Annotated in this window: 14 protein-coding genes; 1 reads left to right on the top strand and 13 read right to left on the bottom strand. The window is 59.9% G+C overall.

Annotated elements, in window-relative coordinates; all coding sequences use genetic code 11:
• Window positions 1-161: 161 nt before the first annotated feature.
• The 13 genes from FTE24_RS15095 to FTE24_RS15035 all read right to left on the bottom strand — a co-directional run bounded on the left by FTE24_RS15095 (window position 162) and on the right by FTE24_RS15035 (window position 14,801).
• Entirely contained in the window at window positions 162-512 is a 351-nt protein-coding gene (locus FTE24_RS15095) for a thioredoxin family protein (protein ID WP_150232742.1), read from the bottom strand.
• Between the two features lie 78 nt (window positions 513-590).
• Window positions 591-2,213, bottom strand: a complete 1,623-nt coding sequence (locus FTE24_RS15090) for a putative polysaccharide biosynthesis protein (protein WP_150232741.1) — start codon at window positions 2,211-2,213, stop codon at window positions 591-593.
• Between the two features lie 47 nt (window positions 2,214-2,260).
• Entirely contained in the window at window positions 2,261-2,749 is a 489-nt protein-coding gene (locus FTE24_RS15085; RefSeq protein WP_150233514.1) for a DUF456 domain-containing protein, read from the bottom strand.
• Between the two features lie 49 nt (window positions 2,750-2,798).
• Window positions 2,799-3,629 carry a Cof-type HAD-IIB family hydrolase gene (locus FTE24_RS15080; protein WP_150232739.1) on the bottom strand — a complete coding sequence of 277 codons (831 nt, stop codon included), beginning with the start codon at window positions 3,627-3,629 and terminating at the stop codon, window positions 2,799-2,801.
• Window positions 3,630-3,776: 147 nt separating this feature from the next.
• Window positions 3,777-4,751, bottom strand: a complete 975-nt coding sequence (locus tag FTE24_RS15075; protein WP_141447117.1) for a Gfo/Idh/MocA family protein — start codon at window positions 4,749-4,751, stop codon at window positions 3,777-3,779.
• A gap of 156 nt (window positions 4,752-4,907) precedes the next feature.
• The gene (locus tag FTE24_RS15070) at window positions 4,908-5,786 is read right to left on the bottom strand and encodes a metal ABC transporter permease (RefSeq protein ID WP_150232737.1); all 879 of its coding nucleotides are present in this window, start codon (window positions 5,784-5,786) and stop codon (window positions 4,908-4,910) included.
• On the bottom strand, window positions 5,783-6,745 hold the full coding sequence (locus tag FTE24_RS15065) for a metal ABC transporter permease (RefSeq protein WP_150232734.1): 963 nt from the start codon (window positions 6,743-6,745) through the stop codon (window positions 5,783-5,785). The genes FTE24_RS15070 and FTE24_RS15065 overlap by 4 nt, the downstream gene beginning before the upstream one ends.
• A gap of 70 nt (window positions 6,746-6,815) precedes the next feature.
• On the bottom strand, window positions 6,816-7,598 hold the full coding sequence (locus FTE24_RS15060; protein ID WP_141447121.1) for a metal ABC transporter ATP-binding protein: 783 nt from the start codon (window positions 7,596-7,598) through the stop codon (window positions 6,816-6,818).
• A gap of 59 nt (window positions 7,599-7,657) precedes the next feature.
• On the bottom strand, window positions 7,658-8,608 hold the full coding sequence (locus FTE24_RS15055; protein ID WP_150232732.1) for a metal ABC transporter solute-binding protein, Zn/Mn family: 951 nt from the start codon (window positions 8,606-8,608) through the stop codon (window positions 7,658-7,660).
• Window positions 8,609-8,883: 275 nt separating this feature from the next.
• Window positions 8,884-10,923, bottom strand: a complete 2,040-nt coding sequence (locus tag FTE24_RS15050) for a peptidoglycan D,D-transpeptidase FtsI family protein (RefSeq protein WP_150232730.1) — start codon at window positions 10,921-10,923, stop codon at window positions 8,884-8,886.
• Between the two features lie 132 nt (window positions 10,924-11,055).
• Window positions 11,056-13,134, bottom strand: a complete 2,079-nt coding sequence (locus tag FTE24_RS15045; protein ID WP_150232728.1) for a peptidoglycan D,D-transpeptidase FtsI family protein — start codon at window positions 13,132-13,134, stop codon at window positions 11,056-11,058.
• A 42-nt stretch (window positions 13,135-13,176) separates the two neighbouring features.
• Window positions 13,177-14,310 (bottom strand): transglutaminase domain-containing protein, encoded by a 1,134-nt coding sequence (locus tag FTE24_RS15040; RefSeq protein WP_237401773.1) that lies wholly within the window; start codon window positions 14,308-14,310, stop codon window positions 13,177-13,179.
• 53 nt (window positions 14,311-14,363) lie between these two features.
• Window positions 14,364-14,801, bottom strand: coding sequence for an ATPase (locus tag FTE24_RS15035; RefSeq protein WP_150232725.1), 438 nt, complete (start codon window positions 14,799-14,801; stop codon window positions 14,364-14,366).
• A gap of 206 nt (window positions 14,802-15,007) precedes the next feature.
• On the opposite strand from FTE24_RS15035, the gene FTE24_RS15030 reads away from it, so the two are divergent.
• Window positions 15,008-15,370, top strand: coding sequence for a toprim domain-containing protein (locus FTE24_RS15030; protein ID WP_141447127.1), 363 nt, complete (start codon window positions 15,008-15,010; stop codon window positions 15,368-15,370).
• The last annotated feature ends 62 nt before the right edge of the window (window positions 15,371-15,432 follow it).

The following is a 15,432-nucleotide window of genomic DNA, read 5'->3' as shown; positions in this document are numbered from 1 at the left end:
CGGGTTAAGAATTGTCTTTGTGACAAAAAATGTTCAAATGGACGGCAAGTTTCCGGCTTATTGCCGGATTCCGTATGACGTTTATCATTGATGCCGGGATCGAAGCCCGCACGCAGCAAAACGCCCGCCAGGGCAGCAGGCCGAAGCGGGCGTTTGCGGGATCAGTTCCGGCCGGCCAGTTGGCCGTGCACGGCGGCGGCGCGATCGAGGAAACTCTCGATCTCGGCGCGCGATTTGCGGGCTTTGTTCACGAAACGAATCAATTCCTTGCCGTTCGAAAAAGCGACGAAGCTCGGAATGCCGAGAATGTTCAGCTCGCGGCTGACCGCCTCGACTTCTTCGACGTCGACCTGGATCAGCTTGAGCCGGTCTTTGCGCTGCTCTTCGACTTCGGGCATGAACGGATCGATAAAGTGGCAGTCTCCGCACCAATCGGCGCGGAATACGGCTACGGTCAGTCCCGGACTTGCGATCTGCCGATCGAAATCGGCTTGGGTACGAATTTGTTCCATGCGAAATCTCTCCTTTGATCTTTCGTTATTCGGGCATCAATGCCGGTCTGTTTATTTTACCTCAATTTTGCCCGGGAATCATCCGCGCTGAAGGCGCATCAGCGGACGCAGCGCTTTTTGCAGCGGACGCGGGTACGAGCCCAGTTCGTCGCGGCGGATGACCCGCAGCACGACGAGCAGCACCAGGTAGATCGACGGCACGATCAAGCCGACCGCGCAGCAGGCGATGAAGAACGCCAGGCGGGCGTGCATGAACGCGCTCATCCAGCTGCCCAGCTCGCTGAGCCCGAAGCTTGCCGCGGCGACGACCATGCAGGTCGCGATGAATGCCGGCCAGCGGCTGCCCAGCACCGAGAACGACACGATGCCGCGCAGCGTGTGCAGGTTGAGCAGCGTGATCACGAGGAAGCAGACGCCGGTCATGCCGATGATGCCATAGATGCCGTAGCTGCCGAGCAGCGGCGCAAGCGCCACGCTGCCGGCGATTTTGACGACGAGGCCGATCGCGACGTGCACCATCGAGCGGCGGGCCAGGTTTATCCCGAGCAGCATCGAGTTGCTGACCATCATCGTGATCTGGAAAATGGTGCCGAGCGTCAGGATGGCGATAATGCCGGCGCCGTCCAGCGTACTGAACAGCAGGCCGTTGACCGAATAGGCGGCGCAGCCGAGCGCCAGCACGAGCGGCATGCCCGTCAGCGTGGCGATGCGCATCGCAAGCGTCACCTGCTGCTGCAGATGCTGCGTGTCTTTGCGGGCGAAAGCGGCCGAGATGATCGGAATCAGCGACGTGCTGAGCGCGATCGCGAGAATCGGCGGGATACCGGCGACGCTCTGGGCGCGGCTGCCGAGGATGCCGAGCTGCATCGTCGCCATCGCGTCGCCGATCTGTCCGATGAGCAGCGGCTTGACGATCGTCGTGTCGATGAAGTTGATCGCCGGAACGGCGAGCGCCGTCAGCACGATCGGAATCGACAGTTTGAAAATGTCGCCGTAAATGCGGCCAAGCGGAATAGTTTGATCGTGACGATTGATCAGCGTCCGTCCTTTTTTGCGTTCTTTCTTCGACAGCTTCAGCGAAGCGAACAGCATGATCGCGAACGCGCCCAGACTGCCCAGTACGCCGCCGAATGTGGCGCCGGCCGCGATCGTCTCGCCGTTCTTGCCCATCTGCAGCAAAATGTAGGCCAGCAAAATCGCGGTGAAGACGCGGGCGACCTGCTCGATGATCTGCGAGACGCCGCCGACCGCCATCATGTTGCGGCCCTGGAAATAGCCGCGCATCATGGCGATCGTCGGGAACAGGATCAGCGCCGGCGCAAGCGCCCGGATAGCCGGGGTCGCTTCCGGCAGCTTGATCAGCGCCGTGTACCACGGCGCGAAGATATACAGCAGCAGCGTGATCACGACGCCCATCATGCCGGAGAACAGCAGCGCCGCGTAATAGATGCGTCCCGCTTCCTGCGGCCGGTCGAGCGCGTAGCGCTCCGAGATCATCTTGCTCAGCGTGCTCGGGATGCCCGCCGTCGCGACAGTCAGCAGCATGAGATACACGTTGTTGGCGGCGCTGAACGAAGCGTTGCCGACGGGTCCGAGCATATGTTCCAGCGGAATCCGCTGCACGAGACCCAGCACCCGGGCGACGAGCGCGGCCGCCGCCAGAATGAGCGTCCCTCTGATAAACGATTCCTTTTTCGACAAAACCTATTCCCTTCTTTCTCCCGCAAAAAAAGCCGCAAGCGGCTTCCTTACACGATCCATATGATCCATATAATGAAAACGACAATCATGACGACCTGCAAAATGCCTTTGACGAGCGTGCTGCTGAGCAGCCCGACGAGGGCGCCCCAACCTGCGCGCAGCGCCTGCTTGAAGTTCGATCCGTGAATCAGCTCGCCGATCACCGCCCCGATAAACGGGCCGAGGATAAGGCCGAACGCCGGAATGACGAACGGGCCGAGAATCAAGCCGACCGTGCTGAGCTGGATCGACAGCTTGGAACCGCCGAACTTCTTGGTCCCCCAGGCGCCGACGACGTAATCGGCCACGATCAGCGCCACGAAGATCACCGTCTGGATAATCCAGAACCAGACCGTCAGCTCGTTGAACGAGAAAAACCAGCCGTAGACGAAAAAGGCGAAATAAATCGCGACCGCTCCCGGCAAAATCGGGAAAATCAAGCTCGCCATGCCGACGATAAACAGCGCGACCACAAGTACCCAACCCAGTATATCCAATGCGACCATGCCAGGTCCTCCTATGCTTTTCGGTTAGTGTCGCCTGTCCTCAAGCGGACGGGTCGTCTTCGCGCCGGATTTTGGATGCGGGCGTCTGCGACGCCGCGGCCGCCGGCTCGGCATCGTCGAATGCCTTGCCGCCGAGCATGTATTCGCGAATGACCTGCACGATGCCGTCTTCGTTGTTGCCCGCCACGACCACGTCGGCTGTCTCCTTGACGGCGTCCTGGGCGTTGCCCATCGCGACGCCGAGTCCCGCCGCTTCGATCACCGCGATATCGTTCAGGCTGTCGCCGACGGCGATGACCTGCTCCATCGTAATGTCCAGCAGCTCGCATACCTGCGCGATCCCGCTCGCTTTGGAGATGCCTTCCGGGTTGATCTCCAGATTTTCCATCGACGAGTTCGTAATTTGCAGGCCGCCCATGTCCTGAAGCCGCATGAGGATCTGGTGCAGCACTTCGCGGTCCGGCGTATTGTAGCCGAACTTCAGCCATTCCTTGTCTTCCAGCGTGTCCGTCCATTGATCGCGGTTGTACAGACGTTCCGTCGTGTACGCCCAGAACCAGACGCCGTATTCTTCCGCCAGCGCGTGCATGCCGCGGACCGATTCCACGTCCATCAGCGCCCGGTAATGCAGCTGGTGCGGCGCTTTCCACACTTCGCTTCCGTTGACCGTCACCATCGGCGTCTCCAGGCCCAGCTCTACCGCGTACGGCAGGGCGTGCATCGCCGCGCGTCCCGTGGACAGGCAGACATGGAACCCTTCCTTGATCGCGCGGCGGATCCATTTGGCCGTCTCTTCCGACACTTGATGGTCGTCGTTCAGCAGCGTGCCGTCCATATCGAGCGCAAGCAGCTTGTAATCGTAGCTCGTCATTCTTTTTGCCCCTTTCAAAACGTGTTCGCTCTCGCCATTCTATCACAATTCCATCCATGCTCCAAAGACGTTCCGCCGACCCGAAAACGCCGAAAAGCCCGTCCGCCGGCAGAACCGGAAACGGGCCTTGCGTCTCTCCCCCTGGAGCTACAGCTTCATGCTGCGCCCGGACAGGGCGGATTGCAGCGCGGCGAACGTCACTTCCTGCGTTTTGCACGCGTCCGCATAGTCGGACCGGATCCGCGACGAATCGCCGGTACGCAGCGCATGCAGGAACGCTTCCGTCTGCCGCACGTACGGATCGCTCTCTTCGGCATGGCGCTTCTCCCCGTCGGCCCGCGTCTCCTTCAGCTCGCCCGGGGACCACTCCCACAGCCCTTCCCGCGCGTAAAAAGACAACCCGGCCCGGCCGACTCCCGCAGGCAGCACGCATGTGTTGGAAATGTTCGCGACGGCGCCGGATTTCATCTTGAGCGTGACCGTGCCGATATCGTGTACATTCGTCCGCTCCCACTCTTCTTCCGGGAACCGGCTGGCGTATACCGCCCGCACTTCGTCCACCTCGCCGGCGCAGTAACGCAGCAGATCGACGATATGCGTCGTCTGCTCGATAAACTGCCCACCGGACTTCTCCTGTCTGCGCCACCATTCGGCCTGCGGCATATCGCCCATCCACATGCCCGTCGCGATGCCGATCCGGCCGGGATGCAGCGCTTCGCGCAGCCGGTCCACGTTATCCTGATAGCGGAAATGGTAACCGACGGACGTGATCAGCTCCGGCGACTTGAGGCGCATGAATCCGAGAATGTCCTGCGGTACTTCGGCGTCGGTGCCGAGCGGCTTCTCGACGAGAAACGGAATGCCGCGCTCGATCAGCTCGCGTTCGATCTCGCCGTGCGCCATCGGCGGCACGCAGATGTAGACGGCATCGAGCGCCTGATGGTCCGCCAGCTCGGATACGCTTTCATAACCGGGCGCGTCGTACCGGATGCCGAACACGTCTCCCTTGTTTTTGCTGCTGCCGACGATGCCCGCGATCTCCACGCCTTCCGCCGCCGCGAGAATATCCGCGTGCTTGCCCGCAAACCACCCCGTACCCACGATTCCGATCTTTAGCGTCATGCGCTCCAGCCCCTTTTTTGTCCGCCGGCCGATCCGGCTTTTCTTCTTTCTAGGTTACCATGATTTTTCCGTAAAAATCCACTCTCCCCGCTTCCTGTTCTTCCTGCCAAAAAAGAAAGGCATCCTCCCCGGTAGGGAGGATGCCTGGCGTATCGCTTACAGTGCTTGAACCGCTCTGCGTCCGCGCGCGAACTTCGCGATCATGCCGTGCGAAGGCGAGAAGATCAGCGTCAGGATGAACAGGATGCCGGCGATCGAGACGATGCAGCCCGCGATCGAAGCGTCCAGCAGATACGAGACGAGGTAGCCGCCGACCGCCGAGACGATACCGACCGCCACGCTGAGACCGATCATGACGCCCAGACGGTTCGTCAGCAGGTAAGCGGTCGCCGCCGGGATGATCAGCATGCCGACGACGAGAATCGCGCCGACGCTTTCGAACGAAGACACCGCCGTCATCGACACCATGCCCATGAGCAGGTAGTGGAACAGCAGCACCGGAATGCCGCAGGCCGCAGCCATCGCCGGGTCGAATGCGCAGATCTTGAACTGTTTGTAAAAGAGTCCGAGCAGCAGCAGGATGACCGTCAGCGTAATCCCCAGCATCCAGACCGCCCTCGGCCCCATGTCGGCGCCTCCGAACGTCCACGTATCCCACGGCACGTAGGCGATCTCGCCGAACAGCACGCAGTCCAGATCAAGGTCGATATGCTGGGCGTTCAGGCTGATCAGCAGCACGCCGACCGCGAACAGCGCGGTGAACACGATGCCGATCGAAGCGTCCGACTGCAGGCCGGACGTCTGGAGCGACTGGATCAGGAATACCGTCAGCAGGCCGAACGCGGTCGCGCCGAGCAGCATCCACATCGAATCGCGGGTGCCGCTCATGAGAAACGCGATCGCGATGCCTGGCAGCACGGCGTGGCTGATCGCGTCGCCGACCAGCGCCATCCGCCGCAGGATCAGGAAGCATCCCAGAATGGAGCAGGCGCTCGCGACCAGAACGGCGGTCAGAATAATCCAAAAGTCCATCATTTGCGTGTTCCTCCTTCTGCGGCGTTCAGGCTTTCGGCGGCGTTAAGCGCGCCCTGATCCGCCGAACGGGCGTAATCGGCTTTGAGGCTGCGATGGCGCAGCGACCGGGACAGCAGGCCGCGGCCCGGGGCCAGCAGCAGCGACAGGGCGAACAGCAGCGTGGCCGCGAGCACCGTGACCGGTCCGGTCGGGATGCCTTCGCCGAGCGTGCTGATCGCCGCGCCGGAAGCGCCGCTCAGGGCGCCGAACAAGCCGGCGTACATGAGCATGACCGGCAGGCGGTCGGTCCAGTAGCGGGCCGCGGCCGCCGGCGTGATCAGCAGGGCGGCGACGAGCACGACGCCGACCGCCTGAATGCCGGCCGCGACCGCGACCGTCGTCAGAATGAGCAGGCCGTGCTCCAGCAGCCCGACCGGCAGGCCGATGCCGCGGGCGAAGCCCGGATCGAAGCTGATGAGCTTGAATTCCTTGAACAGCAGCATCGCCGCGACGATCAGCAGCACGGAGACGCCCATCAGGATGTAGACGTCGCCCGTGACCATCGCGGCCGCCTGGCCGAACAAATATTTGTCCAGGCCGCTCTGGCTGCCGCTGCCGCTATGCTGGATATGCGTCAGCATGACGGTGCCGACGCCGAAGAAGAACGTCAGCACGATGCCCATCGCGGCGTCGGACTTGATGCGCGTCCAGCGCGAGATCGCGCTGACGCACAGCACGGCGGCGATGCCCGCAATCAGGGCGCCGACGAGAAACAGCGAAGCCGATTTCACTTCATTGAGCATGAAGGCGACGCAGACGCCCGGCAGCGCCGCATGCGCCAGCGTATCGCCGAGCAGGCTCTCCCGGCGCAGAAACGTGAAGCTGCCGATAACGCCGCTGCCCAGACCGAGCAGCGTGCAGCCCATCAGAATCCAGCGCGTATTCGGATCGCTCCAGAGCGAGATCAGCCAATCCAGCATGTGTGTGTCCTCCTTGTCCGCCGCGGCTGCGGCCGCTTGCGCATGTCCTTGCGCATGTCTCTGGCCGCCTTCATTCGCCGACCAGCGCTTCCCGGCCGCTCGAACTGACGATCGCGAGCTTGCCGCCGTACGTCTCGTGCAGCAGCTCCGGCGTAAACGTCGTCTGCACCGGGCCTTCGGCAATCAGCTTTTTGTTGAGCAGCAGCACGTGGTCGAAATATTCTTCGACCGTGGACAGATCGTGATGCACGACCAGCACGGTCTTGCCGGCCTGCCTCAATTCGCCGAGCAGCGCGATGATCGCTTTCTCTGTCGCGGCATCGACGCCGGCGAACGGCTCGTCCATGAAGTAGAGATCCGCTTCCTGCGCCAGCGCCCGGGCGAGAAACACCCGCTGCTGCTGGCCGCCGGACAGCTGGCTGATCTGCCGCCGCGCGAAGTCGGCCATGCCGACTTTGTCGAGCGTGTTCATCGCCAGTTCCTTCTCTTTGCGTCCCGGGCGTTTGATCCAGCCCAGATGGCCGTAGCGGCCCATCATGACCACGTCGAGCGCGTCCGTCGGGAAGTCCCAGTCGACCGACTCGCGCTGCGGCACGTAGCCGACGCGGCTGCGCATCTTTTTGTACGTGTCGCCGTAGATGCCGACCGTGCCGGAGATCGAAGGCACGAGGCCTAGGATCGCTTTGAGCAGCGTCGATTTGCCCGCTCCGTTGGGCCCGATCAGGGCGACCAGCTTGCCTTCGGGCAGGGTGAAGCTGACGTTCTCGACCACCGCTTTTTTCTGGTAGGCGACGGTCATGCCCGTTACGTTCAGCGGCGCGGCCGAAGCCGGCTGCCGGGATGAAGTGTTCATCTGTTCATGCCTCCTCTTGGAATTTCAGGATCGGAATTTTGTCGGTCACGGCTTGCGATTTATTTCAGCGCTTCCGCGATGGTGTCCGCATTATGCCGGATCATGCCAATATAGGTGCCTTCCGGCGTTCCCGGTTCGCCCATCGCGTCGGAGAACAGTTCCCCGCCGATCCGGACTTCGTGTCCCTGCCTCGCCGCTCCCGCGACGATCGCTTCCATCGATCTTGCCGGCAGGCTCGATTCGACGAACACCGCTTTGATATTGCGCTCGACCAGATAGTCGCGCAGCGTGCTGACGTCGCGTGCGCCGAATTCGGCCGCCGTGCTGATACCCTGCAGGCCGACGACTTCCACGCCGTACGCCTGGCCGAAGTAGCCGAACGCGTCATGCGCCGTCACCAGCACCCGGCCTTCTTCCGGGATCTCCAGCATGCGCTGCTTCACGTAGGCGTCCAGCTGCTCAAGCTCCCGGACGTAGCGCTCGCCCTGCTCGCGGTAAGCGGCTTCGTTCGCCGGGTCCGCGGCAATCAGCGTATCGCGCATATGCTCCGCCGCGGCCGTCCAGAGATCGACGTCGAACCAGACGTGCGGATCGAACTCTTCGCTGTTCTCCGTTCCGATCAATCGCTCCCTCGGCATGTGATCCGTGACCGCGACGACCGTTTTGCGCAGCGCCATTTTCTCCAGAATGCGCTCCATATTGCCTTCCAGATGCAGCCCTCCGTAGAAAACGACTTTTGCCCGGTCCAGCTTGCGGATATCGCCCTGCGAAGCTTTGAATAGATGCGGATCGACGCCCGGTCCCATCAGCGTCGTTACTTCGACGAATTCGCCGCCGATTTCCGCCGCCGCGTCGGCGATCATGCCCGTCGTCGCCGTCACGAGCAATTTGCCGTCCTCGCTGACGCCCTGCGCGCTGCCGCTGCCGGAGCAGCCGGCCAGCAAAGCCGCGAGCAGCAGCAGCGGCATAAGCGCGGCCCAACCGCCCGTTCTTTTTTTGCCTGCGTGCATTCCGTTCCTCCTTCTGGAATCGGCTTTACGCCGCATTCTCCGATTGTTCTCTGTAAACTTTTCCATACGCTAAATTGTTTTCTTGGTGACTCTTTATTTCTCTGCGTTAAAATTGTTTCCCTAGGGCAAATTTTAAGATAAAAAAAGGCAGAATGCAAGCGCCAAGCACGTATCCAAGCCAAAAACGCCAAAAAAAGCCCGCTTTCCGTAGAAAGCGGGCTTTTGAATCGCAGCCTGTACCGAATGGCGGCGCGAGAAACGAAGCGAGAAACGGCTTATTCGGCGTCGGCCGATTCGGCGTTTTCCGCGTCCGCGCTTTTTTTCGGTCCGTTTCCGTCGAGACCGTACGTCTCGTCATAAGCGTCGAAGATCGCGCGTGCGATCGGCGCGGCGCTCTCCGAACCGAAGCCGCCTTCCGGCACCATGACGGCGACGGCAAGCTTCGGATTGACGCGCGGAGCATAGGCGATAAACACGCCGTTGTCGACCTGCTTGCCGTTCAGGTCCTGGGTGGACGTACCCGTTTTGCGGGCAAAATCGTAGGCGAAGTCGCCGAACGAATCGTCGACTTTGGTCTTCATGCCGCGCTGGATCGCTTCCCAGTAAGCATCCGGGAATTCGGCTTTGTTCAATACGGTAGGCACGTCTTTCTTGGTGACTACGCCGTCGGGACCGACGATTTTGCTCACCAGATGCGGCTGCATGCGCGAGCCCCGATTGGCCAGCATCGCGGTGTACTGCGCGAGCTGAAGGGTCGTGTATTTGCCTTTTTGGCCAAAAGAAGCAAAAGCCATCCGCGACAGCACGCTGCTGCCGTCTTTGGTATTGAAGTAATCGGCCGCTCCGGCCCATTCGCCCGGCAGGTCGACGCCGGTCTTGACGCCGAGGCCGAACTCCTTCATGTATTTGTCCCAAATTTTGAGCGAATTGACGCCGTCGCGATTGTACAGCGCTTCGCCGATCTTTTTGACCATGAATGTATTTGAAGAACGTTCGATGGCGGTGACCGGGTTCAATATTCCGTACGGATGGCTGCCGGCGTTGCGGATCTTGTCCGTTCCTTTGCCGTATTCCGCGATGCCGGTATCGTTATACGTCGTGCCCAGCGTGATCAGCCCTTCTTCGAGGCCAATCAATACCGACAGCGGCTTGATCGTGGAACCGAGGTAGACGACGGACTCCGCCTTTTTGCCGGTATCGTTCGTCGGCTTCGAGCGGATCGCGCCGTTCAGGTACGAATACTCCACGGCGTGATAATTATCGTCGCTGATCGAGCCCGTCCGGTAGACGTTGGCGTCGAAGTCGGGCATGTTCGCCATCGCCACGATATTGCCGCTGTCGATCTCCATCGCGACCGCCGAAGCGGAGATGGCTTTGGGCAGTTTCGACAGCTGGGCGCGCATCGCCTCTTCCGTCTTCATCTGCACGTTTTTGTTGATCGTGCTCCACACGTCGCTGCCTTTGACCGGCGGTACGACTTCTTCCACGCCCTGCGCCGTGTTCTGCGCGCTGACGCCGATTTTGCGGTAGCCGTTTTTGCCGCGCAGCTCCTTCTGGTACTGCTGTTCGAGACCGAAATAGCCGACGTTTTCCGTCCGGCTGTACATCAATCCTTCGTCTTTTTGCGTTCGCAGTCCGGCAGCGATTTTTTTGTAGACGTCGATGCCGCTTTCGGCGCTGCTCACGGAATCGAATTTTTTGACATAGCCGATCGTCTGGACCGCAACCGTATCCGAATCGTAGCGCCGCAGCGTCTCTTCGGACACTTCGAACGACAGAAGGCCGGCATACTTATGCTTGTTTTCTTTGAAATAAGCCACTTCTTCGTCGCTGAGTCCGGTTTTGGCCGGTCTTGCGGAGTAGCCGTAGCTGTTGACGTTGTCGAGATCGAGCAGGTCTTTGCCGATCAGCTGCTCCATCGTCGGATTGACGATGTCTTTGCGCCCTTTTTGCTGAAACACGGCCAGAATCTCCTGCAGCGCGGCATCAAGTTTGGGGCGGTTCTTCAGACCTTCGCCTTTGCTGAAATCCTGCTCGAACGTCAGGTACAGCGTCTGCGTCGGTTCCGAATACGCCAGCTTGGCTCCGTCCGCCGAGTAGATCGTGCCCCGCACCGGCTTCATCGGGATATCCTGCGTCGCGCGTTCTTTCGCTTCTTCCTGAAGCTTGGGCGCTTCCACGAATTGGAGCGCGGCGGTACGTATAATAATGACGGCAAACACGACGAATACGGTGAAAAAGAACAGGCTCATGCGTATGCCGAAATTCCGGCGCTTGCGATGGTCTTCCTGTTCTTCCCTTGACCAGATTCTCATCCCATCCTCCTTGTTCGGCAGGAAAAGGCGCCCTTCGACAGAGCGCCCCTTGCCGTTCCGAATTTTGCTTGCACCTTGCACGACCGCGTTTTGCGGCAGGTTACGGGTTAAACGCCGGCATGCTGCAGTTCGTTACGGATTCTGCCCTTCGGCCGCCGCATCGATCGGCGTTCCGTCTTCATTGAACTGCTGCTGCGTTTTTTTGGCTACGCCGTCCAGGCCGTACTCGTAATCGTAAGCGTCGAAAATTTTGCGCGCGATCGGCGCCGCGCTCTGGGAGCCGAAGCCGCCTTCCGGCACGACGACCGCCACGGCGAGTTTTGGGTTATCGCGCGGCGCGTAGGCGATAAATACGCCGTTATCGATATTTTGATTTCGAATCCATTGGGTGGACGTACCCGTTTTACGTGCGTAATCGTAAGGGAAATCGTCGAATGTTTTTTCGAGTTTGGTATTCATGCCTTTTTGAACCAAATCCCAGTAGTCCGAATTGAATTCCACTTTATCGAGCACTTTACGCGGGAACTCCTTAACTGTTTTGCCGTTTTGATTCGTGATCTTCTTGACCAGATGCGGCTCGAGTCTTTCGCCGCGGTTCGCAAGCATAACGGTGAACTGCGCCAGCTGCATCGTCGTGTATTTGCCCTGCTGGCCGAAAGAAGCGTAAGCCATACGGGTCAGGGTGCTTTCGTCATCGTTTGTGTAATCCGTCAGGCCGACTTGTTCGCCGGGAATATCGACTCCGGTCTCTACGCCCAGGCCGAATTCCTTCATGTGTTTATCCCAGACGTCAATGACTTTGGCGGACCCGTATTTGTTCAACAGCTTTTTGCCGACCATATCGATCATGAACGTATTGGAAGACTTTTCAATCGCTTGGCGAGGACCGATCCAGCCGAGATAATGTCTGCCGGCATTGGAAATCCCTTTTTTGTCGAACTCTCCGAGCTTCGTATTGCCGACGTCCATGTATCCGTCCGAAGGCGTAAACAACCCTTCCTGCAGACCGATCAGTACGGACAAAGGCTTGATCGTCGAACCCATGTACACAACGGACTCGGCTTTATTCCGTTCATCGTCCGGCGCTTTGGCCCGAATCGTGCCGTTGATGTACAGATTCTCGATCTCGTTGAAATCTTCGCCGGAGATGCTGCCCGTTTTGTATTTGTTGGCATCGAAGTCCGGCATGCTCGCCATCGCGACCACATTGCCCGTATCGACTTCCATCGCTACCGCAAAGCCTGTCGAGACATAAGGGTGATCGCGTCTCAACACTTGAATCTGCTCGGCAATCGCTTTTTCCGTCTCGGTCTGAATCGATTTGTTGATATTCATCCAGACGTCATTGCCTTTTTTGGGCGCGACGATTTCTTCGGTTCCGCCTTCTTTGGCCATACTTTGCGGCGTAATCTCGATCCGTTTGTAGCCGTTTTTGCCGCGCAGGTATTCCTGGTACTGCTGTTCGAGCCCGTAATAGCCGACGATCTCGTCTTCCTGGTACTGAACGGTCGGATCGGCTCCGGAAGCCTGCTCTTTATAAATTTTTTGATAGAACGGGAAATTTTTGTTTTCCCGCACGCTTTTGAACTTCGACAGATAACCGACCGTCTGCACGGCGACCGAATCGGTATCGTATTCCCGGGTCGCTTCTTCGACGACGTCGAGCGTCAGGATGCCTTTGAACTCGTTTTTGTGTTCTTTGAAATAGGCAATCTCCGGTTCGGTCAGATCCGTTCTGATCTTGCGCGGCGTGTAGCCGTAATGCTTGATGTTTTCGAGATCGAGGCGATCGCGGCTCAGCATCTCTTCAAGCGTCGGCTGCTCGCCGGACGGATCGAGTTCCTTGAACTTGGCCAGAATCTCGTTGACGGCTTTTTTGAGCTCGGGCCGGTTCTGAAGCCCTTTCTCGTTGTTATTCGCGTAGTTCTTCAGCGGCGTCGCGTACAGCGTCTGCGTCGGCTTGGAGTACGCGATCGGCACGCCTTCCGCCGACAGGATGCTGCCGCGGATCGGCTGCATCGGAATGTCGCGCGTAACCCGGCTGACCGCTTCCTGCTTCAGTTCGGGCCCTTCCACGAATTGAAGCATGGCCGTCCGGACGATGATAACGGAGAAGATGACGAATACGCTGAAAAAAAACAAATTGAGCCGAAGTCCGAAACTTCTCTGCCGGCGCACTTCGTTTTCCCGGTCTTTATCCTGCACTTTCATGGGCGCCTCCTCTTGGTGTTCCTTGACCGCAGGGTGATGAATCTACAGCACGCTCTGCTTGATATGGGTATCGGCAAAATTTTCCCGGTCGAACCAGTCTCCCCCGGATGCCCAGGTCGGATCGAGTTCGATCCAGCGTTGTTCTCCCGGAATGTACACTTCGTTCCAGGCATGCGAGCCGTAACCGCCCCGCCCGTCCGATCCGAGCCCGGTCACGACGCGAACCTGCAGCCCGACCGAACGGGCCATCATCGCGTACAGGCGGGCGTAATCGATACAGACGCCCCGGCGCGTGTCATACGTGCTGCGCGGCGTCTGCTCGCGCCAGATGCCTTTGTTTTCGTAATCGCCGACTTTGTCGTAATCGTACTGAATCCGGCTGCCGACCCAATCGTACAACCGCTCGGCTTTTTGTAGGTCTGCGCCGGTTCCCGCGATATCGATCGCGGCTTGGCCGATGTCCGAAGGGATGTTCCGGTCGATCACGTCGTACCGCTGCCGCAGGATGCCGTCGAGTTCTTCCGCCGCCGACGCCGTCAGCACCGGCAGCTTGCCGCTGATCCATTCGCCGGCCGCCGGTTCGAACACTTTCTGCGCCGCGTAGCGGTAAGCCGGCGACGCTTCGGCGTAGCGGGTCACCGGACTTGCGGGCAGCAGCGACGCGAACACGAACAGCAGCGCCAGCAGCAGCGCGCCCCGCCAGGCGCCGGCCACGAGGCCGAGAGCCGCTCCGCCGATCCGGTCCAGAAACGGACCGCTCTGGCGCCGCTTGCCTTTTTTGCGGGGCGGCTCTTCCACGGTCGTACGCCATCTGCCGAGCAGCGACAACGCGGTCACGCAGACCGGGTAGATCAGCACGAACAGCAGCGCCACCCGCAGCAGGGAAAAATCGGATACGAAGCCGAGCAGCGCATACCCGGCTTCTCTCCAGGCGGGCATTTCGCCCGCCGGCATGTCCAGCACGGTCCGGTCGGCCCAGTCCCGCGCATAAGGCGAAGCCCAGCCGGCCAGCAGCAGCGCGGCCAGAATGCCCAATACGCGCATCAGCAGGCGGCCGACCATGCTGCCAAGACCCGCTGCCGTTCTTTTCGTGCCCAGGTACGCGCCGCGAAAGACCGACAACACCAGCACCGCGAGCAGCAGCAGGGTCACGATATCCGTGCTTAGCCAAGGCAAAGCGTCCACCTCCCGAATATTGGACGCCTGGGCGGTCAAGTTCCCCTGCGCCGTCATTTCCGGCTCTGCGCGGCGCGGATCAGGGCATTCACCTGTTCGCCGCGTTCCCATTCCCCGAGCGCGATGCCGCGATACGTGACCTTGACGGTCGACGCGTTCGGGCGGCCTTCAAGCTTGAGACTCGTCGTTTTGACCGTAAAAGAACCGTCTGCGCCGCTGTCGAACACGGCTTCCGCCGCTTCGTCCTTGAGCATGTTCAACGCCTCGCCCTGAAGCTTGGCCACCGCTTCGTTCTTGACGTCCGTTACCGTATGCTGAATTTGATCGAGCGACACGCCGCTGTACACGATCAGCGCCACGACGATCACGATCGCGATCGCCCATTTGATCATCGTTTTTATAAGGTTTATGACCAACCATACCGCTACGAGCGCAATCAGAAGAATCAGCCAGTTCTGCCTGGCGAATTCGATCCAGACTTCCGTATTCATCAGGCTTTGCCTCCGTTCTTCCTTCGTATTTCCGCGCGCTCCGCCCCCCTCGTTCGCAGCGGTTCGCGCGCCTTTTGATTATACAGGAAAAAAAGGCCCTCTGTCAGCTTTAGCCGCATTCTTCCGCCGCCTTTTGCATTCCGGTTTCCGGCCCGGTACACTGTATAAAAACATCCTATTCGATTGAAGCAGGAGGTACATCCCTTATGCCGATCACCGTCATCGTAGAAGGCAAGAACGACCGCAGCAAGATTCGGCGTCTGCTCGACGAGAACATCCGGATCTTGTGCACGTTCGGAACGCCCAACGCCGCCCGGTTGGAATCGCTGTACCAGGAAGCGAAGCACGACGAAGTGTATCTGTTTCTCGATAACGACTCGTCCGGACGGAAAATCCGGGCGCTGCTGTCCGATCTGTTTCCGGACGCGGACCATCTGTATACGCGCCGCGGATACGCGGGCGTCGAAGGCACCCCGGACGAATACGCAGTCCAGCAGCTTGAGAAGGCCGGACTGGACGAGTTTATCCGCTACCCGGACACGATGCTGCCCCGCACCGGGCATGAATAAAGCCGTCTTCCGCTCCATTGGGGGCGTAAGACGGCTTGGCAGGACGCGGTGCGCATCGAGTC

It is taken from the genome of Saccharibacillus sp. WB 17 (genome assembly GCF_008634075.2).
Taxonomy (GTDB): domain Bacteria; phylum Bacillota; class Bacilli; order Paenibacillales; family Paenibacillaceae; genus Saccharibacillus; species Saccharibacillus brassicae.
Note: the sequence above shows the minus strand (reverse complement) of the source record. Positions and strands in the feature narration are given on the sequence as shown.